This is a genomic window from Pontivivens ytuae, from assembly GCF_015679265.1.
In the GTDB taxonomy this organism is placed as follows: Bacteria; Pseudomonadota; Alphaproteobacteria; order Rhodobacterales; family Rhodobacteraceae; genus Pontivivens; species Pontivivens ytuae.
Map to the genome: position 1 here is coordinate 2243277 of NZ_CP064942.1, position 19222 is coordinate 2262498.

The following is a 19222-nucleotide window of genomic DNA, read 5'->3' on the forward strand; positions in this document are numbered from 1 at the left end:
TGCCGCGCGGACGCGGCTGGCGCAGGCTGGGCGGCACCCAAACGCGCCCGAACGCGGAGGAGCCGCCATGGAGATCGTCGCCGTTCTGGTCGCCGCCGCCGCGATCTGGGCCATCGGGGCCGCGTGGTACGGCCTGATGTCCGGCCCGTGGCGCGACGCGGCCGGCATCGCGCCGTCGGAAGAGAGTGGCATGAGCCGCGCGGTCTTCGGCCTCAGCTATGCCTGCTTTGTGCTGCTTTGCGGCTTCTTGCAGTGGATCTGGTACCTCGCCGACGTACAGGGTGCGGCGGAGGGCCTGATGATGGGGGCAGGCGTCGGCGCGTTCCTCGGGGTTCCGTGGATGGCGGTGAACAACATGTATAGCGGCCGCCCCTGGGTGCTGACGCTGATCGACGGGACCTATGCGGTGATCGGCGTGGCCGCCGGAGGCGCGGTGCTGGAGCTGTTCTGAACGTGACCGACGACCTCGAACGGGATCTCGAGGTGCTCCTCGATCAGCTCTGCGTGCAATGGGGCTTCTGCAACGAACTGGGGGCTGCCGCGCTGCTGAACCGGCCGGAGCCGCTCTACGCGGACACGTTCGCCGAGGCGGTACTTGCGGCCGAAGGGTTCGTGCCCGAGCACGAACCCGCGTGGCACCGGCGGCTGAAGCGGCGCTTCAAGGACCGCTACGGCGCCTCGGTCTGAGGCCTAGCGGCAGAATCCGCCGCGGTTCTGCATGTGGAAATGGTCGGCATGCAGCGCGTTGTAATCGGGGCCGAGCACCGTTCCGAACCACCGGCAGCCGCCATTGCGCAGACCCTGCCAGAAGGACGTATCCTCCCAGTCCTCGATCAGCTCGATCTGGCGGCCATCCTCCAGCGTGAAGCCTGCGACGTCGATCGCGTCCGCCGTTGCATGGGTGCTCATGCGGGTGGAGCTGCCGCGGATCGTGCGGCAGTTGTAGCTCGACTGGTGGCGGATCGTCGTCACCCGCTCCCCGAACTCCGCCTCGACGAGGGGCTGGAGCGTGTGCCGCTCCCACATCGCCAGCCGCAGCGCGGTCTCGCAGGTCGTCTCCACCGGGCGCAGCTCCGCATCGCCCACGCGGGTGAGCCGCACCCGGTCGCGGATATGGCAGACGTCGGAGACCTCGATGTCGGACAACGCCTCGAACGCCGCACCGGGCCGCAGCGTCGCCCTGCAGGTCGCGCCATCGCGCACCGCCCGCCCGATCTTCCACGAGGTGACGGGCGTGACCGGATCGGTCAGCACCAGCGGCTCGATCGGGTTCCACCAGCGTGGCAATGGCGTCTGCGGATGAACCACAAGGGTCCACCCGCCGAAGCCTGCCAGGACCAGCAAGCCGAGCGCCGCGATGCGGCGCAGCCAGCGCATCCTAGTAGCGGTAGTGCTCGGGCTTGAACGGCCCCTCCGGCGTCACGCCGATATAGTCCGCCTGCTCCTTGTCGAGCCGGGTGAGCTTCACCCCGATTCGGTCGAGATGCAGGCGCGCCACCTTCTCATCGAGGTGCTTGGGCAGGATGTAGACCTTGTTCTCGTACTCGTCGCCCTTGGTCCACAGCTCGATCTGCGCCAGCACCTGGTTGGTGAAGGACGCGGACATCACGAAGGACGGGTGGCCGGTCGCGTTGCCTAGGTTCAGCAGGCGGCCTTCGGACAGCAGGATGATCCGGTTGCCCGAGGGCATCTCGATCATGTCCACCTGATCCTTGATCTTGGTCCACTTGTGGTTCTTGAGGGCGGCGACCTGGATCTCGTTGTCGAAGTGGCCGATGTTGCCAACGATCGCCATGTCCTTCATCGCGCGCATGTGCTCGATGCGGATCACGTCCTTGTTGCCGGTGGTGGTGATGAAGATGTCGGCCGTCTCCAGCGCGTCCTCCAGAAGAACGACCTCGAAGCCGTCCATGGCGGCTTGAAGCGCGCAGATCGGATCGACTTCCGTCACCTTGACCCGTGCACCAGCGCCGCGCAGCGAGGCGGCGGAGCCTTTGCCCACGTCGCCATAGCCCATCACGACCGCGACCTTGCCGGCCATCATCGTGTCGGTCGCGCGGCGGATGCCGTCGACCAGCGACTCCTTGCAGCCGTACTTGTTGTCGAACTTCGACTTGGTGACGCTGTCGTTCACGTTGATCGCCGGGAAGGGGAGCTGGCCCTTCTTCACGAGATCATAGAGGCGGTGCACGCCGGTCGTGGTCTCCTCCGAGACACCCTTGATCGCGTCGCGCGTTTTGGTGAACCAGCCCGGGGACTGCTCCATCCGCTTTTTGATCTGTGCGTGGATCACTTCCTCCTCCTCAGAGGTCGGGATACCCAAATCCTCACCAGCCTCGGCCCGTGCGCCGAGCAGGACGTAGAGGGTCGCGTCGCCCCCGTCGTCGAGGATCATGTTTGCGCCTTCGGGGAACTGGAAGGAGCGGTCGAGGTAGTCCCAGTGCTCCTCCAGCGACTGGCCCTTCACGGCAAAGACCGGAACGTTGCCCGCCGCGATCGCCGCCGCCGCATGATCCTGGGTCGAGAAGATGTTGCAGGAGGCCCAGCGCACATCCGCACCCAGCTCCACCAGCGTCTCGATCAGCACGGCGGTCTGGATCGTCATGTGCAGCGATCCGACGATGCGCGCGCCCTTGAGAGGTTTGCTCTCGCCATACTCTGCCCGCAGCGCCATCAGGCCCGGCATTTCGGTCTCGGCGATGTCCAGCTCCTTGCGGCCGTAATCCGCAAGCTCGATGTCCTTGACGACGTAATCCTTGGCCATGTGGTCCCCCATTGAGCGGTATCGCTAGCGCAGATAGCACCCCGTCTCGCGCCGAACAACGTCACTTACCGGTCATCTTGCCGCTCTGTATCTGGCGCGCCCGTGGACGGCCGCCCTTTGCTCGCGTGGTGCTACGGCCCGCATCGCAAAAAGCAGGACCGCCGCATGGCTTGGGTTCCGATTTTGTTTCACAACCACATGGGGAGCATCACGCAGGCGTCATGCCGCGTGCGGCGCTTGTGCGCCCCGGTTCATCGCCCGGTCATGATACGATCAGGCTCCAGCTAGGGAGGATAAAATGCTCAAGGCTTTGATCACTGCCGCGGCCCTCACCACCGCGCCGCTTGCCCTGTCCGCCGCCGACTGGACCCTCGATTCGGAGGCCTCCACCGTCGGTTTCGTCACGGTGAAGGAGGGCGAGATTGCCGAGGCGCACAGTTTCGACGACCTCACCGGCACCGTGGCGGAGGGTGGCGAGGCGACCGTCAGCATCCCGCTGGCCTCCGTCGAGACGCTGATCGATATCCGGAACGAGCGGATGCGGGAGATCCTGTTCGACGTCGCGAACTTCCCCGAAGCCACCGTGAGCGCCGAGATCGACCTGGCTGCCTACGAAAGCCTCGGAGAAGGCGAGCGGACGCAGGACGACATCACCATCACCGTGGCCACGAACGATCACGAGGCGACCTATGATGCGACCGTCAACGTGACGCGCATTGGAGCGGATCGCGTTGCCGTGTCGACCGCGCGGCCCGTGCTCACCGACGCGCGCGACTTCGGCTATGGCGACGGCGTCGCGCAGTTGCGGGAGATTGCGGGGCTCGAGGCGATCTCCCCGGCCGTCCCAGTCAATTTCGACCTCGTCTTCGACCGCTGAGCCGCTGGACAATCGCCGCACTGCTCCTATCCTCCGCCCGCGTTTCAACGGGCGGAGAACGGGATGTCGCAAGCGCCACGCGCATGGCAAAGGATGCTCTCGGGCCGGCGGCTCGACCTGCTCGACCCGTCGCCGCTCGACGTGGAGATCGAGGACATCGCCCATGGCCTCGCCTTCGTCGCGCGCTGGAACGGGCAGACGCAAGGCGAATGGCCCTATTCGGTGGCCGAGCACTCGCTGTTGGTCGACGACATCCACGCCGCGATCTGCCCGAAGGCACCGGTGAAATGGCGCTTGGCGGCCCTGTTGCATGACGCCCCGGAGTACGTCATCGGCGACATGATCTCTCCGGTGAAATCGGCGGTGGGGCCGGGCTACAAGGCGATGGACGTGCGGCTGACCGAGGCGATCCACATCCGCTTCGGCCTGCCGCCGGAGCTGCCCGCAACGGTGAAGAAGCAGATCAAGCGCGCCGACCGGATCTCCGCCTGGGCCGAGGCGGTGCAGATCGCGGGCTTCACGCCGGAGGAGGCCAACCGCTTCTTCGGCGCGCCCCGCCACAAGGGTATCGCCGGGATCGAGATCGCACCCCGTCCGCCGATGGAGGTCAAGGCGCAATTCCTCGCCCGCTTCGCCGCCCATATGGAGCAGTTGTGACCCGCCCGATCCGCGTCGAGCTGACCGCGGTGCTGGTCGGCGTGATCGAGGCGGAGGGCCGCGCCGTGCCGCATGTTTTGACGTTGCCGGGTCCCGACCTGCCGTCACGCCCCTTCGATCCGGACCGGCACCGTACGCTGGAGCTTAGCTTGCGCGACTGGGTGGAGAGCGACACCGGTCACCCGCTCGCCCATGTCGAACAGCTCTACACCTTCGGCGACCGTGCGCGGGATGCGGAGGGCGAGCGGGAGCACACCGTCTCCATCGGCTATCTCGCTCTGGTGCCCGGCCGAGAACGGCTTGAGGGGCAGGACTGGCGCCCCTGGTCGCAGTTCTTCCCGTGGGAAGACCGCCGCGCCGGCTCGCCCCCGGTCACGACCCCAATTGAGGAGGCGCTGCGAAGCTGGGCCGACACGCCCCGCCGCCAGGACCGCGCGCGCCTGAGCTGGGGCCTCGACGGTCAGCCCTGGCGCGACGAACTGGTGCTGGAGCGTTATGAGCTGCTCTACGAAGCGCGGCTGGTCCCCGAATACCCCCGCGACCGGGGCCGCGACGTCCCGCCGGACCTGCCCGCGACGGGTCGCCCCCTGCCCCGCGACCACCGCCGCATCCTCGCCACCGGCATCGGGCGGCTGCGCGCGAAACTGAAATACCGCCCCGTGCTCTTCGAACTGATGCGGGAGACGTTCACCCTCTTCGAACTGCAATCGGTGGCGGAGGCGGTCTCCGGCCAGACGCTGCATAAACAGAACTTCCGCCGGATGATGACGCAGTCGGGCCTCATCGAGCCCACCGGCGCCCAGACGGCCCGCCGCGGCGGCCGCCCGGCTTCGGAATACCGCTTCGCCGCCGAAGCGGAATGGGAGCGCCGCGTCAGCCCCGTCCGCTTCGGCGGCGCCCGCGCGCGCTGAGTCTTCGCCTCCGGCGGGCGTATTTAGCGAGAGTGATGAGGGGGGGCACCCTGCTGCATCACTCTCTTCAAATACGCAAGATGCTACCCGAGCAGCCGAGCGCTACATCTCCAGGATGACCTTGCAGGCGTCGCCGGCGTTCAGCGCGTCGAAGCCGGACTGGAACTTCTCGAAGGGCAGGCGGTGGGTGATCACCGGCGAGACGTCGAGGCCCGATTGCAGCATCGCGACCGCCTTGTGCCAGGTGTCGAACATCTCGCGCCCGTAGATCCCCTTGATCTGCAGGCCCTTGAAGATCGCGCGGTTCAGGTCGAGCGTCACGTCCCTCGCGAAGATGCCGAGGAGCCCGATATGCCCGCCATGGTTCATGGTACCGATCATGGCGTCGAGAGCCGCGGGCGCGCCCGACATCTCGAGCCCCACATCGAAGCCCTCGCGCATGCCGAGCTCGCCCATGACGGCGCGCAGGTCGGCGTCGGCGCGGACACCCCGGCTCGCGCCCATCGTCTCGGCCAGCTTCAGGCGGCCTTCGTTGAGGTCGGTGACGACGACGTGGCGCGCGCCGACATGGCGGCAGATGGCGGCGGACATCAGACCGATGGGACCCGCACCGGTGATGAGCACGTCCTCGCCGGCCAGATCGAAGCTCAGCGCCGTGTGGACCGCATTGCCGAGCGGGTCGAGGATGCTCGCGATCTCGTCTGGCAGGTTGTCGGGCAGGGGGTAGACGTTGTGCTCCGGGATCACGAGCGCATCGGCAAAGCAGCCCGCTCGGTTCACGCCGACGCCCTTGGTGTCAATGCACAGATGCTCCCGCCCCGCACGGCAGTTGCGGCAGACGCCGCAGACCACGTGCCCCTCGCCGGAGACGCGGTCGCCGGGTTTGACGAGCGTTACGCCCTCGCCGACCTGCTCCACGCGGCCGACGAATTCGTGGCCGATGATGTTGGGCACCGGCACGGTCTTCGCGGCCCAGGCGTCCCAGTTATGAATGTGGAGGTCCGTGCCGCAGATCGAGACCTTGTGCGGACGGATCAGCACCTCGCCGGGTCCGGGTGTCGGGCGCGGCTCGTCGCGCAGGGTGAGGCCAGGGGCGGCGTTGGTCTTGACGAGCGCGCGCATCAGATCACACCGAGGTCACGGCCGACCTTGGTGAAGGCAGCGATGGCGGTGTTGATGTCGGCGTCGCTGTGGGCCGCGGACATCTGCGTGCGGATGCGGGCCTGCCCCTTCGGCACGACGGGGTAGGAGAAGGCGATGACGTAGAGCCCTTCGTCCAACAGCGCCTCGGCGAAACGGGCGGCGAGGGGCGCATCGTGCAGCATGACCGGGATGATCGGATGGTGGCCGGGGATCAGCTCGAACCCGGCATCGGTCATTCCGGCGCGGAAGCGTTGGGCGTTGCGCTCCAGTTGCGCGCGCAGGTCGTGGGCGTTCTCCACCAGATCGAGTGCGGCGAGCGAGGCGGCACAGATCGCCGGAGCGACGGCATTGGAGAAGAGGTAAGGCCGCGCGCGCTGGCGCAGTAGTTCCACGATCGGTTTCGGGCCAGCGACGTAACCGCCCGAAGCGCCGCCGAGGGCCTTGCCGAGCGTGCCGGTCAGGATGTGGACGCGGCCCTCGGTGCCCGTCGCCTCCGGCGTGCCCGCACCACGTTGCCCCAGGAAACCCGTGGCGTGGCAGTCGTCGACAACGACCGTAGCGCCGTACTTCTCCGCCAGATCGCAGATGCCCGGCAGGTCCGCGATGATGCCGTCCATTGAGAACACGCCGTCCGTCACGATCACCTTGAGCCGCGCATCCTTCGCGGCGATGAGCTGCTCCTCCAGCGCGGCCATGTCGTTGCTGGCGTAGCGGAACCGCTGCGCCTTGCACAAACGTACCCCGTCAATGATTGACGCATGATTAAGGGCGTCGGAAATGATTGCGTCCTCCGGGCCCAGAAGGGGTTCGAAGAGGCCGCCATTGGCATCGAAGCAGGACGGGAAGAGGATGCAGTCCTCCATTCCCAGGAACGAAGCGAGCCGCGCTTCCAATTGCTTGTGAAGGTCCTGCGTGCCGCAGATGAAGCGGACGGAGGCCATGCCGAAGCCGTGCGTTTCCAGTGCTTCGCGTGCCGCGTCGAGCAGTTTCGGATGGTCGGCGAGCCCCAGATAGTTGTTGGCGCATAGGTTGAGGAGCGGGCGGCCATTGGCGGTGATGTGCGCTGACTGGGGCGAGGTGATCCGACGCTCGGATTTCGTCAAACCCTCTGCTTCAATTGCATCAAGTTCGGTCTGGGCGGCCTCAGCGAGGGCGGTGGACATGGGCAGGCTCCAATACGATATCTGAAACAAAGTACAGTATATTGTACTTGTCGCGAGAGTCACGCGGGAAGCATGACCAGGAGCAGGGCGCGCGCGCCTTCGTGATCGGCGCGGATCGCATGGTCGGTATCGGCGGCATAGCGCAGCGTGTCGCCCGGCCCCGCGGTCGCGACCCCGGCGGCTGTCTCGACAGATAGCGTGCCGTCGAGGCAGGTCAGGTGCTCGACGGTGCCGGCTGCGTGAGCCGCCGACACGAGCGCTCCACCCGGTGCGAAGCGCAGCTCGTGCCATTCGACCGAGAGGGTGGAGCGGCGGGGCGAGAGCATGCGGATCTCGCAGAGCCCATCCTCGCTGGTGCGTGCCGGCGTCTCGAACGCGCGCTGGTGGGTGATGCCTGCTTCGGGCGGGCGCGGCTCGAGCGAGGCGAGGTCGATGTCGAGCGCCTGGCAGAGCGCCCACACGACGGAGAAGGTGGGGTTCACCACGTCGCGCTCGATGGCCGAGAGCATGGAGCGGGAGACGCCGGAGCGCTCGCTGACTTGGGCGAGGGTGAGGCTCTGAGCGGCCCGGGCTGCGCGGACGATCTGGCCGAGGCGAGGTGGTGTCGTCATGGCCGGATTTGAGCGCGGGGAGGGGCGCGCGTCAATCCGATATATTGGATTCAGACGACGCGGTTGCTTGGCTAGGGTTTGGGATTGGGCTCCAGTGGAAATCGGGTGGGTATGACTTGCGTATGACAGTTGTCCACCCAAGTTTCCCCCTCCCCGGCCCTCGCCCCCGTGGGGGGAGGGGGTGGCGGCGTGCTCAGAAATCGCGGCTGTAGGTGATGCCGATGGAGGAGGAGCCTTCGCCCGCGGCGACCTCCGCATCTAGAGTGATGTTCCGGATCACTTCGAGCTCGACCACGATGTTGTTCTGCCCCGATCCGTCGAGCGCCGTCTCCGCCCCCACGAACACGCCATCGCCGACGGTGCGGCCCACGGTCAGTGAGGAGCCCTCGCCGCCCTCGCCCGCATCGACCTGCAGAACGTCCACGCCGAGCGCACCCCGCGCCACGTCGAGCGGCCCGGCATTCCCCGAGGCGAGCGTTGCGACGCCCGAGGCGAGCTGCAGGGCCTGGCCGGCATTCAGGCTCGCCTGGCTCTGGCCGAAGAGGAGCTGCGGCAGCACCTCCTCCTCAGGCAGAGCCGGAACCGAGGCGAAGTTGATCTGCGGGTCGGAGGCGGGGCCGGTGATCAGGATCTGGCCGGTGAGCTCATCATCCTCGCGCGTCAGGATGATCTCGAGCTGCGGATCGATCGGGTGGGCGCCGTTGAAGGTGATCTCGCCGGTCGTGAGGTCGAAATCCCGCCCGATGAGGGAGAACGAGCCGCGCAGACGCTCGACCGTGCCGCGCACACGGGTGCGGTCGGCGGTGCCGAAGACGTTGAGGTTCATCTGCCATTCGGACTCGAGACCCCGCCCGCGGACGAAGATGCCGTTGTTTGCCGTCACGTCGATGTCGAGGTCGATGTTGCGCGCAGCGGGCGTGCGCTCCGGCGGCGGACGGCGGCCGATGATCTCGACCTCGCCAAGGGTGATGATCTCCGGTGGGCTGGCGTTGACGAGGCGGATCTCGGCCCGGTCGACCTCGGCCTCGCCGCTGATGAGCAAGTCGTTGAACGGACCGTCGATGTCGATCTGCGCGGTGATCTGGGCGGTGACGTCATCGCGGCGGACGATCACGGCCTCCTCCGCCTCGATCAGGCCGTCGACGATGAATGGACCGGTGGTGTTGTTGAGGTCGATCTCCCCGTAGATCCGCCCGTCGCCGCCGTCGCTGGCCTGGAGCAGGACCTCCAGATTGCCGAGGTCGGTGATGTCGGAGGTGATCGTGACCTCGGTCAGGATCACGCCGGCGCGCAGGTTCTCATAGCGCCCGTCGGAGAGCGAGATGACGCCACCGATCTGGGGCTCGTCGATGGTGCCGGTCACGTCGAGGTCGATTGTGGAGCGGCCCGACAGGACCTGGCTGCGCAGGGGGACGAAGGCCCACAGGGGGCGGACCTCGCCAGCCCAGCGGATACTCGCCTCCAGCGGCGCGTCGCGCACGAGGGTCGGGATCGGCCCCGGGGTGCGGGCCGTCAGTGGCACGTCGGCGGCGAGCAGGAAGGGCTCGCCGAAGCCGCCGACGACGGTGATGTCGGCATCCACGATGCGGCCGTCCCACTCGGCGGCCAGCGCGGCGTTGACGGAGATCCCCTCCTCCAGCACGTCGGAGGCAATGAAGTCGGTGAGCGCGCCGTCGAGGCTGGCGGAGGCGCTGGCCGCGCGGGTGTCGAAGATGAGCTCGGCATTCAGATCGCCCGCGACGAAGGGCGCGCCGGTGAGCTCCGCAAAACCGCCTAGGTCGACATCCGCAGCGAAGAGCCGACCAACGAGGCCGCCGCCGCGCAGGTCGACATTGCCCGAGAGGTTGCCGCCGCCGGGCACGAGGATGGAGATGTTGTCGACCGAGGTCACGCCATTCGCGATGGTCACGTCCATAGGGCCCGCGAGCGCGATGGCCGTGGTGCCGAGGGTAGCGGCGAGCTGGTCGATATCGATCCGGGTGCGCCCCGGCTGTGCAGCGATCAGGGCGCGGGTGTCGAGCGTGACGATGCGCTCGCCCAGCGTGCCGGAGATGTCGGCGGCGAGCGTGAGACCGTCGAGCGGGCCGTTGGCCTGGATATCGACGAAGCCGATCTCGAGCGTGTCGCGCCGGATGGCTTCGGTGGCGAAGGCGGCATTGATCCGGGGGGCGCCGAGCGCATCACGGATGTTGGCCGTGAGGCGCGCGCCGTCGATCTCCGCCCCTGAGGCGGTGCCGGTGAAGTTGGCGGTGAGCGCCACGTCCTGCCGCTCGCCAGGGGCCGAGAGGTCGAGCCGGGCATTGGCGCGGCCGGAGAGGCCGAGGTTCGTGCCCGCCAGCGCCTCGATCCGGGAGAGGCTGGTGACGGTGATATCGAGGCGACCATCGACGCTGGGCGCCGCGAGGTTCACATCGGCGCGCCCGTCGATGCGCTGCCCGGCGAGGCTGCCGGACAGGCGACTGATGTTCAGCGTCTCGCCACCATAGCGGGCGACGAGGTCGAGATCGGTGCCGGCGAGGGGGCCTGCGACCGCGCGCAGGTTCGCCTCCGCCGTGATCGGATCGCCGAGGGTCACGTCATGGCCGAGCACCACATCGCCGAAGCGCTGGCCGGTGAAGGTGAAGTCCTCCAGCGAGAGGCGGCCCTGGATCTGGGGTGCGTCGGCGAGCGTCACCACGCCGTCTGCGACGAGGGCGCCGCTCGCTGCCTGGTCGTAGAGCTCCGCGATGGGGGCGAGGGTGGGGACGGCGAGGCGGTAGTCGATGGACGAGGTTTCGGAGAGGGTGCCGCTGGCGTTCCCCGTCAGCAGGCGGTTGTCGATCTCGGCACGCTGAACCTCGATGACATCGGCGAGGCGGATGGTCGCGCCCAGCGTGGTGGGGCCGAGCAGGTCGGGCGTAAGGCGGTCGATGCGGAGGCCCGTGGCGCGGCCGTCGAGGTCGAGGCGGGTCTCCTCGGTGTCCTGCGCCACCTCGGCATCGAGGGTGAGGCGGCCGAGGTCCACAAGCTCCCCGTAAGCCGCGTCCGCCACGGTCCCGTCGAGGGTGATGAGCGTGTCGCCGTCGGTACGGATCAGCGTGCCGTCGAGATCCGCGGAGCCGCGCGCCTGCTGACCATAGGCCGCCGCGATGGGGGCGACCTGCGGCAGGTCGAGTTGCAGGGAGAGGTCGGCGTTGGACGTATCGGTCGTCGCCGTGCCGCTGAGCCGGACCGTGCCGAGTCCGGTCTCCAGCGTCAGGGGGGAGAGCGCCAGTGTCTGCCCGTCGAGCTGTGCGTCGGCGGTGAGAGTGACGCGGCCGAGCTCCTGCGGGCCGAGCTGGTCGGCCTGAACTCCCGTGGCGGTCGCCCGCGCCGTCAGATCGATCGTATCGCCGCCGACGAGGTTCGCGGCGAGCTCCAGCCGTTCCGCCGCAGCGAGATCGTTATAGCGCAGCTCCTGCGCCACGAGGTCGAGGGTGGTGGCGATGACGCCGTCGGTGAGCGAGCCCTCGCCCGACGCCTGCACCCGGCCCTCGGCATCAAGGCCGTAGGCCGCGGCGACCGGCCCGGCATCCGCGGTCTCAACCGCGTAGGAGAAGCGCAGGCCGCCGTTGGCGCGTTCCTGCACGACCTCGGCCAGGACATCGAGGAGGTCGCTGTCGAGGCGGATGTCGCGGGCCGTGATCTCCTCCGCCCCGATCACGATATCGGCGCCGATCCCGGCCTGACCGAGGATCTCCGGCCCCAGCCGGTCAAGGCGCAGGCCGGTCGCCTGCCCGGCGAGGGTCGCACCCACATCCTCACCCTGCTGGCCGAGTTCCACGGTCAGCGACAGCGCGTCGAGGTCCACCGGCGCGCTGCGAACATCCCGCACGGCGGCGCTGATCAGGCCGTCGGTCACGCCCTCCTGCCGCCGGACGAAGCCGGAGGCCTGCACCGCGCCCTGAACCTCCTGCCCGTAGGCATTGCCGATCTGCGAGAGATCGCGGGCGTTCACGTCGAAGCGCAGGTCCGCATTCTCGAAATCGGTCTCGAGGAAGCCCTCGGCATCGAGGCTCAGGAGCGGGCTGTCGAGGCGGGCGGTGGCGAGGTCGATCCGGTCGCCCTCCTGCACCATCTGAATGGCGAGCTGGGCGGTGCCGAGGGTATCCTCCTCCACCTGGTCGATCCTGAGGCCGCGGCCGGTGCCCGCCGCATCGAGGGTCAGCCGCTCCCCGATCCGGCGCAGATCTATGTCGAGGGCGAGCTGCGTGGCGTCGAAGGCGGCGGAACGGAAGGCGTTCAGCTCCGCATCGCCGGTCGCGGTCAGATCCTCCGGCGGGCCGGTGACACGGCCCTCGAAGCCGAAACTCTCGAAACTGATCCCGGCCACCAGCGCCGAAAGCTGGCCGGTTCCGGTGAGCGCCACGCTGAGGTCGCTCGCCTGTGTCGCGGTGTCGAAGGTGCCGTCGCCGGTAAGCTGCAGCGCGGGGCTGTCGAGCTCCAGCTCGTCGACGCGGATGATGCCGTCATTGCCCTGCTGGATGCGCACGGCGAGGTCTGCGCGCTCGCCCACAACGGCACGGATGGTCGGGTCGAGCTCCGGCCCCGGCTCCAGGCTGAAATCGGCGGTGACGCCGAGCGGCTCGGCGTAGGAGACGGTGGCGCGGCCCTCCGCCTCGAACACGTCGTCGGTCTCCGCATCAAAGGTCAGGCGCCAGTCGTCGCGCGGACCCTCGCCGGAGAGGGTGAGGGAGGATGCGCTGTCCTCCGGGAAACCGGCGAGCTGGGCGACGATCCCGCCCGCATCCTCCTGCGCATCGAGGTTGAGAGCGAGGGTGCGGGCCGCGAAGTCACGCAGGTAGCTGAGCGCGATCCGGCCGTCGACCTCGTCGGTGCGGGTGATGGTGAGCTCCACGCGCTGCGTGTCGCCCTCGTCCGCCGCGTCGCCCTGCCCGTCGAAGGTGATCTCCTGCCCCAGCACGGCAGGGCCGATGCGGATGTCGGTGAGCTCCATGTTCTCCACCCGCACCGGGATCGGCGCGCGCGGCCAGTCGAAGGGGGAGGGGGTGCCCTGCGTCGCCTCGACCTCCACCGTCGGGGCCTCTGCATTGGGCGAGGGCGCGCGGGTCATGTCGAGGCCGCGCACGATGATGTTGTTGAGCTCCAGCTCGCCGCGCAGGATGCGGGAGGAATTCCAGTCGACCACGAGCTGGTCGATAGTCATCCACACACCGACGCCGTCGGAGATCGCGACGCCGTTGAGGCGGGTCGCGCCCTCGGCATCCTCCACCAGCTCGGCCGTGATCTCGAAGGAGCCGGGGGAGGAGATCTGGCGCAGGGCGAACTGCACCAGCCGGTTGTCGATGTCGAAGATCGAGGTCTGCGCCATCGTGGCGGTGGCGGTGCAAAGCCAGAGGAGAAGGGCAAGGAGGATCCGCATCAGAAGGCCTGCCCGATCGCGAGGTAGAACTGGAAGGCGTCCTCGTTGTCCTCCCGATCCAGCGGGAAGGCGATATCGGCGCGGACAGGCCCGATGGGGGAGAAGTAGCGAATGCCGGTGCCCACGCCGTAGCGCAGGCCGTCGCTGAGCTTGGGCAGCACCTCGTCGGTGACCTCGCCCGCCTCGATGAACGCGACGCCACCGACATTGCCGCGGATCGGGAAGCGAACCTCCGCGCCGAGCTCGATGGCCGAGAGGCCGCCGCGCGCGTCGCCGTCATCGTCCTCCGGCCCCAGCGTATCGGTGCCGAAGGCGCGGACCGAGCCGCCGCCGCCCGCGAAGATCCGGCGGGTGACCGGCACATCGAACACGTCGTCCGACCCGATCGAGGCGACGCGGGCGCGGGTGGCGAGCACGAAGCGCTGATCCTCGGTCAGCGGAAAATAGGCCGAGGCGCGGCTGTCCACCCGCAGGAAGCTCGTCCCCTCGCCGTTCACCGTGCCGTAGAAAGGGGCCGCCTCCAGCCGGGCGCGGAAGCCGGAGCGGGGGTCGAGCAGGTCCTCGGTGTTGTCGTAGTCGACGAAGGCAGGGATGCCGTAGATCTCAATGTCCTGATCCTCGTCGCTCTCGGTCACGTCCGAGAGCTCGTAGGCGAGGCCGAGGCCCGCGCGCCACTCGTCGTTGAGCTCGCGCTCGAGGCCGATATTGGCGGTGAAGGTCTCCCCCTCGAACGCCTCCTCGTCGCGGTCCTGGTACTCGGTCCCGAAGACGAGGTTCTGCCCGTCGCGGCCCACCTGCGGCACGCGGAAGTTCAGGGCCACGGCCCGCTCCTCGGCACCGAGGCGGACCTCGAAGCGCACGGTCTCGTTCCGGCCGAAGAGGTTGCGGTTCTCGATGGAGGCCTCGGTGGTCGGCCCGATCTCCGTATCGAAGCGCAGGCCGACGGAGAGGGTGCGCCGCTTGCGCTCCGTCACCTCGACCATGATGGGCAGGGCGTTGCCGTTCTCCGGCGCTTCCTCGGGCGGTTCGGCGATGACGGTGTCGAAGAGACGGGTGCGCACGAGGTCCTGCTGGAAATCGCGCAGGGTGGCGAGGTTGAAGGTCTCGTTCTCCTCCCACTCGATATAGGTGCGCAGGTACTCCTCATCGACGCGGCGCAGCCCCTCGAAGGTGACCTCGCCGAAAGTGTAGGGGCGGCCCGCGTCGATGATGGAGGTCACCTCGATCGTGTTGTCGCGCGGGTCGGCGACGGCCTCACGATCCTCGAACCGGGCATAGGCGTAGCCGGCGCGGCGCAGGGCGGCGATGGCGGCGTCCTCTGCCTCGATGATCGGAACGGCCTCGGACCGCGCACCAATGGGGCTGCCGAGTTCTTCAGGATCGAGGCGGGGCGGGGTGCCGCTGAGGTTGCGCAGCTCGAAGGTGTGATCGGTGAGGGTGAAGGGCTCGCCGGGCTCGACGATGACTTCGACGACCAGCGGCTCGCCATTGCCGCCGCTCACCTCGCGCCGGACCTCGGCGGTGTAGTAGCCCTCGGCCTGCAGGATGGTCTCGACCGTCGGCAGATCGTTGTCGGCGCGGCGGCGCAGGAAGGCGGGGGAGGCGGCGCCATCATCCTGCCTGCGATAAAGCTCCAGCGTGTCCTCGGCCAGCGCCTCGCTCTCCTCGTCGGGAAAGCCCGTGAGGCGCACCTCGTACTCCACCCGCTCCGCCGCGTCGGGCACGGCAAAGCCCACGTCGTCCCGGTTGCAACCGGAGAGGAGGGCGAGGCCGGCACCGATGGACAACGTAAGGAAAAGGAGTTTCACATCAGGCCTTTTTGCTCCTGCCGCCCGCCGGCCGCAGCGTGTTCGCTTCGCACCCTAGCGTGAAGGAACAGCGCGGAACCATACCCGCCGCATCAACTCTTCCGCGCCCCGCATGGAAGCGTGAAGTGCGATCGGCGAAAATGCGCCGATCGGACCGCGTCAGGCGCTCGGCGCCGGGAGCATGCGGAAGAAGAGCGCCTGATCGATCAGCACCCGCAGCTTCCGCTCGTCGAAGGGCTTGGTAATGACGAAGGCCGGCTCGCGCCGCTCGCCGGTCAGAAGGCGCTGCGGATAAGCGGTGATGAAGATGACGGGAATGTCGTCCTGCGCGGCGCCGAGAATGTCGTCCACCGCGTCGATCCCCGAGGAGCCGTCGGCCAGCCGCACGTCGGCGAGAATCAGGTCGGGGCGCAGATCCTTCACCGCTTCCACGGCCTCGTTCCGGGTGCGCGCGATCGAGATCACGTCGTGGCCCAGCCCCTCGACGATATTGGACAGGTCCAGCGCGATCAGCGGCTCGTCCTCGATGATCAGCACGCGGGAGCGCTGCTCGCTCTCGAGTTCGGTCATGCCGATATCGACGAGTTCCTCAGCCTCGACGGTGGAGATCTTCATGATGCGGGCGATGTCGCCGAAGCTGAAATCCTCCAGGAGGCGCAGCAGAACCGCCTCGCGCGCCTGGGGGGTGAGGGCGGACAGGCGCTCCTGCATCACGGCCTCGCGCGCCTGCGGAGTGAGAGCGGACAGACGCTCCTGCATCACGGCCTCGCGCGCGGAGCCCTCCTCTCCGATACCGTCGATCGAGCGGCCGGAGGAGCGCCAGATGCTGCCGAAGATCTCGAACAGGGTCCGCTTGGGATCGGGCGTGGCACCGAATTCATCGGGATCCGCGAGAATGGCCTCCAGGGTTGCCGCGGCATAGGCATCGCCGGCCGCCTGTGATCCGCACAGCGCGCGAGCGAACCGCCGAAGTTCGGGGAGGACATCTCCCAACCGGTCGGCGGCGGAGGAGTTTTCTTGCATTCGTTCAGGTCCCGTTCATTGTTTCCGGTTTTCTTTGAAACAAACCGGTCTAGGTCATTGGCATCTGAGTTAGAGCAGGGCCGGACCGGGTCAATCGGACCGGCTGGCCGTGCACGTGGGACCACATCATGGATAAGCGATGAGCGAAGACGAAAAGGAAAAGGTGACATCGACATCCGAAAAGCGGATCGAGAGCCACCTCAAGCAGGTCTACGAGCAGAGCATGCAGGAGCCGATGTCGGACAAGCTTGCCGAGCTCGTGGCGCAACTTCGCAAAGAGGGTGCCAAGGCCGATGGCTGATCCCACATTCGAGGAACTGGTGGTCGGGCTGGTCCCGGACCTTCGCGCATTCGGCCGGTCGCTGACGCGGGACCACGCCCGCGCCGATGACCTCGTCCAGGACACGATCGTGAAGGCCCTGTCGAACCGCGACAAGTTCCAGGAGGGCTCGAACATGCGGGCCTGGCTCTTCACCATCCTGCGCAACACGTTCTACTCCTCCAAGCGCAAGCAGAAGTGGGAGGTCGAGGACGTCGACGGTGCTTATACCGAGGGCCTGCGGCAGAAACCGCAGCAGGACGGCATCATGGATCTCAGCGATTTCCGCCGCGCGTTCGACACGCTGCCGCCCGATCAGCGCGAGGCGCTTATGCTGGTGGGTGCCGCCGGCATGTCCTACGAGGAAGCCTCCGTCATCTGCGAATGCGCCATCGGCACGGTGAAAAGCCGGGTGAACCGCGCCCGCTCCCGCCTGACCGAGATCCTGGGTCTGAAAGAGGACGAAGTCGGCGCAACAGACAGCCGCACCCTTGCCGCGATGGTCGAGAACTCCAACTGACGTCACGGGAAAACCAAAAAAGGAGTTCTGTCATGTCCCGTTCGATCCGTGCCGTCACGGCCCTGACCCTCGTCGGTCTGTTCCTCGCGGCCTGCAACACCGTGGCCGGTGTCGGCCGTGATATCGAAGCCGGTGGCGAAGCCATCACCGGGACGGCCGAAGACGCCGCCCAGTAAGACACGTGCCCTACGCTTCGCTGCCGGTCGCCCGCACCGCGGACGGATCCATCCGGGGCGTAGGGCTCGAATTCGAATTCATCGGTCCCGATGTCGGCCGCACCGTCTCCGCCCTTCGTGAGGCATTGGGCGGCGAGGCGGAGGGCGGTCCCCACAGCCAGTATCTCCGCGACAGCTCGATCGGCGACATCAAGGTCCTGCTCGACATGGGCTTCGTCCAGCGCGAGGGGCCGGATCCCGACCTGCAACGGGTGGTTGGTGAGATCGGGGGCGTGCTCGTCCCGGTCGAGATCGTGCTGCCGCCCCTGCCCCATGACGAGCTCGACCAGATCGATCCGGCGCTCGAGGCTCTGCGCGCAGCCGGAGCGCAGGGGACCAGCGGCGCAGCACTCTACGCCTTCGGGATGCACATCAACACCGAGGTCGTCTCGCTCGAGATCGCCGACATCTACCCGGTGCTCCGCGCCTTCGCGCTGATCGAGGACGGGATCCGCGACAGCCACCCCATCGACCTCGGCCGTTGGATGCTGCCCTTCGTCGATCCCTATCCGCGCGGTTTCATCGACGCGATGGCGCGGGGGGAGGGGCGGAACAACCCGGACGATCTCATCGACGTCTACACACAGCATAACGCGACGCGGAACCGGGGCCTCGACATGCTGCCGATCCTGCGCGCGATCGATGCAGAGCGCGTGCAGGCGCGCCTCCCGGCCGGGGAGAAGGGGGGCACGCGGCCGACCTTCCACTACCGCCTGCCCGACTGCCGCATCGACGAGCCCGGCTGGTCCCCGGCGGTGGAGTGGAACGTCTGGACCACCGTGGAGCGCATCGCGTCCGACGCCGCGCTGATCGACGCACTCGCCCAGGGATGGCTGGCCCATCGCGCGCGCTGGACCACATTGCGCACCGACTGGCCGCCGCGCATCGACGCGATCCTGCGCGAGGGCGGCTACGCGGAGCTGAAGGAGATGATGGCGGCATGACGCGACCGGTGATCGGCGTGACGACCTCGGCACGGTCGGGCTGGCGCATCTTTCCGCTGATCGCGCTCAACGTGCGGCTCGCGGGCGGGCGGCCCATCTGGTGGCGCGTCGGCGCGCCTGCGGACATCCACGAGGTCGACGGGCTGATCGTGGGCGGCGGCGACGACATCTCCGCCGATCTCTACGGCGGCAAGCTGATGGCCGAGGCCCGGATCGACCCGGAGCGCGACGCGCTGGAGTATCGCCTGCTGGTGGAGGCGGACGCGACGGGGCGGCCCGCACTTGGCATCTGCCGCGGCTCGCAGATGATGAACATCGCGCTCGGCGGCACGCTGCACCAGGACATCTACGAAACCTACAAGGATGCGAAGCGGATCTGGACGGTGCTGCCGAAGAAGCGGGTCGAGGTGCAGGACGGCACCCGTTTGTCGGAGATCGCGGGGGCCGATCCGATGAAGGTGAACGCGCTGCACACCCAGTCCGTCGACCGGCTCGGCCGGGGCCTGCGCGTGGCGGCCTGCGAGGCGTCGGGCATCGTGCAGGCGGTGGAGCGGGCGGAGGGCAGCTTCTTCCTCGGCTGCCAGTGGCATCCGGAGCATCTCTGGTACGCGCGGCGGCAGCGGGCAATCTTCCGCGCCCTGGTGGAGGCCGCGCGGGCGTTCCGCGACAGCCGCTCCCAGTTCGAGGCCGTGGACGAGCTGGCCGCGACCACGCCGGCAGGGCAGCCGATCTGAGCGTTGCGCCTCCGGCCGGTGGTGCTTGCGTATTTGGACAAAGAAGAAGCGGGACATGTCCCCTCCCCCGATCCGGGGGAGGGCTAGGGAAGGGGAGCCCGCGCCGCAGGCGCGGCCCGGCCCAACGGGATG

General features: G+C 68.1%; 18 protein-coding genes. 10 read left to right on the forward strand and 8 right to left on the reverse strand.

Translation table 11 applies throughout. The features are described from left to right. Positions 1-67: 67 nt before the first annotated feature. Together I0K15_RS10860 and I0K15_RS10865 are read left to right on the forward strand one after the other, a co-directional pair. Positions 68-451, forward strand: a complete 384-nt coding sequence (locus tag I0K15_RS10860; protein WP_196101540.1) for a DUF1761 domain-containing protein — start codon at positions 68-70, stop codon at positions 449-451. A gap of 2 nt (positions 452-453) precedes the next feature. Further along, a complete protein-coding gene (locus tag I0K15_RS10865) occupies positions 454-687 on the forward strand; it encodes a hypothetical protein (RefSeq protein WP_196101541.1) in 234 nt (77 codons plus the stop codon). Positions 688-690: 3 nt separating this feature from the next. Here I0K15_RS10865 and I0K15_RS10870 read toward each other — a convergent pair whose 3' ends face one another. Both I0K15_RS10870 and ahcY read right to left on the reverse strand, forming a co-directional pair. Continuing rightward, positions 691-1377: an extensin-like domain-containing protein gene (locus tag I0K15_RS10870; protein WP_196101542.1), complete on the reverse strand. Its 687-nt coding sequence runs from the start codon at positions 1375-1377 to the stop codon at positions 691-693. Position 1378: 1 nt separating this feature from the next. Beyond that, complete coding sequence (gene ahcY / locus I0K15_RS10875) at positions 1379-2764, reverse strand: adenosylhomocysteinase (protein ID WP_196101543.1); 1386 nt, start codon at positions 2762-2764, stop codon at positions 1379-1381. A gap of 298 nt (positions 2765-3062) precedes the next feature. Here ahcY and I0K15_RS10880 point away from each other — a divergent pair, with 298 nt between their 5' ends. The 3 genes from I0K15_RS10880 (at position 3063) to I0K15_RS10890 (ending at position 5209) form a co-directional block, all read left to right on the forward strand. Further along, complete coding sequence (locus I0K15_RS10880; RefSeq protein ID WP_196101544.1) at positions 3063-3641, forward strand: YceI family protein; 579 nt, start codon at positions 3063-3065, stop codon at positions 3639-3641. 63 nt (positions 3642-3704) lie between these two features. After that, the gene (locus I0K15_RS10885) at positions 3705-4298 is read left to right on the forward strand and encodes an HD domain-containing protein (RefSeq protein ID WP_196101545.1); all 594 of its coding nucleotides are present in this window, start codon (positions 3705-3707) and stop codon (positions 4296-4298) included. Then, a complete protein-coding gene (locus I0K15_RS10890) occupies positions 4295-5209 on the forward strand; it encodes an NUDIX hydrolase (RefSeq protein ID WP_196101546.1) in 915 nt (304 codons plus the stop codon). Before I0K15_RS10885 ends, I0K15_RS10890 begins: the two co-directional genes overlap by 4 nt. A gap of 102 nt (positions 5210-5311) precedes the next feature. Here I0K15_RS10890 and tdh read toward each other — a convergent pair whose 3' ends face one another. The 6 genes from tdh to I0K15_RS10920 all read right to left on the reverse strand — a co-directional run bounded on the left by tdh (position 5312) and on the right by I0K15_RS10920 (position 16328). After that, positions 5312-6331: an L-threonine 3-dehydrogenase gene (tdh, locus tag I0K15_RS10895; protein ID WP_196101547.1), complete on the reverse strand. Its 1020-nt coding sequence runs from the start codon at positions 6329-6331 to the stop codon at positions 5312-5314. Further along, on the reverse strand, positions 6331-7515 hold the full coding sequence (locus I0K15_RS10900) for a glycine C-acetyltransferase (protein WP_196101548.1): 1185 nt from the start codon (positions 7513-7515) through the stop codon (positions 6331-6333). Before I0K15_RS10900 ends, tdh begins: the two co-directional genes overlap by 1 nt. A gap of 59 nt (positions 7516-7574) precedes the next feature. After that, positions 7575-8126: a helix-turn-helix domain-containing protein gene (locus I0K15_RS10905; protein ID WP_196101549.1), complete on the reverse strand. Its 552-nt coding sequence runs from the start codon at positions 8124-8126 to the stop codon at positions 7575-7577. Between the two features lie 193 nt (positions 8127-8319). After that, positions 8320-13527: a translocation/assembly module TamB domain-containing protein gene (locus I0K15_RS10910; RefSeq protein WP_196101550.1), complete on the reverse strand. Its 5208-nt coding sequence runs from the start codon at positions 13525-13527 to the stop codon at positions 8320-8322. Next, positions 13527-15335 (reverse strand): autotransporter assembly complex protein TamA, encoded by a 1809-nt coding sequence (locus tag I0K15_RS10915; protein WP_196101551.1) that lies wholly within the window; start codon positions 15333-15335, stop codon positions 13527-13529. Before I0K15_RS10915 ends, I0K15_RS10910 begins: the two co-directional genes overlap by 1 nt. Positions 15336-15494: 159 nt before the next feature. Continuing rightward, positions 15495-16328 (reverse strand): response regulator, encoded by an 834-nt coding sequence (locus I0K15_RS10920; RefSeq protein ID WP_277882901.1) that lies wholly within the window; start codon positions 16326-16328, stop codon positions 15495-15497. Positions 16329-16497: 169 nt separating this feature from the next. On the opposite strand from I0K15_RS10920, the gene I0K15_RS10925 reads away from it, so the two are divergent. Genes I0K15_RS10925 through I0K15_RS10945 form a run of 5 tightly spaced genes read left to right on the forward strand, consistent with a single transcriptional unit; the run spans position 16498 to position 19090 of the window. Beyond that, positions 16498-16659: a NepR family anti-sigma factor gene (locus I0K15_RS10925; protein ID WP_196101553.1), complete on the forward strand. Its 162-nt coding sequence runs from the start codon at positions 16498-16500 to the stop codon at positions 16657-16659. Beyond that, entirely contained in the window at positions 16652-17197 is a 546-nt protein-coding gene (locus I0K15_RS10930) for a sigma-70 family RNA polymerase sigma factor (protein ID WP_196101554.1), read from the forward strand. Before I0K15_RS10925 ends, I0K15_RS10930 begins: the two co-directional genes overlap by 8 nt. Before the next feature lie 32 nt (positions 17198-17229). Beyond that, positions 17230-17373, forward strand: a complete 144-nt coding sequence (locus I0K15_RS10935) for an entericidin A/B family lipoprotein (RefSeq protein WP_196101555.1) — start codon at positions 17230-17232, stop codon at positions 17371-17373. Positions 17374-17378: 5 nt separating this feature from the next. Further along, entirely contained in the window at positions 17379-18356 is a 978-nt protein-coding gene (locus tag I0K15_RS10940) for an amidoligase family protein (RefSeq protein ID WP_196101556.1), read from the forward strand. Then, entirely contained in the window at positions 18353-19090 is a 738-nt protein-coding gene (locus tag I0K15_RS10945; protein ID WP_196101557.1) for a gamma-glutamyl-gamma-aminobutyrate hydrolase family protein, read from the forward strand. The genes I0K15_RS10940 and I0K15_RS10945 overlap by 4 nt, the downstream gene beginning before the upstream one ends. The last annotated feature ends 132 nt before the right edge of the window (positions 19091-19222 follow it).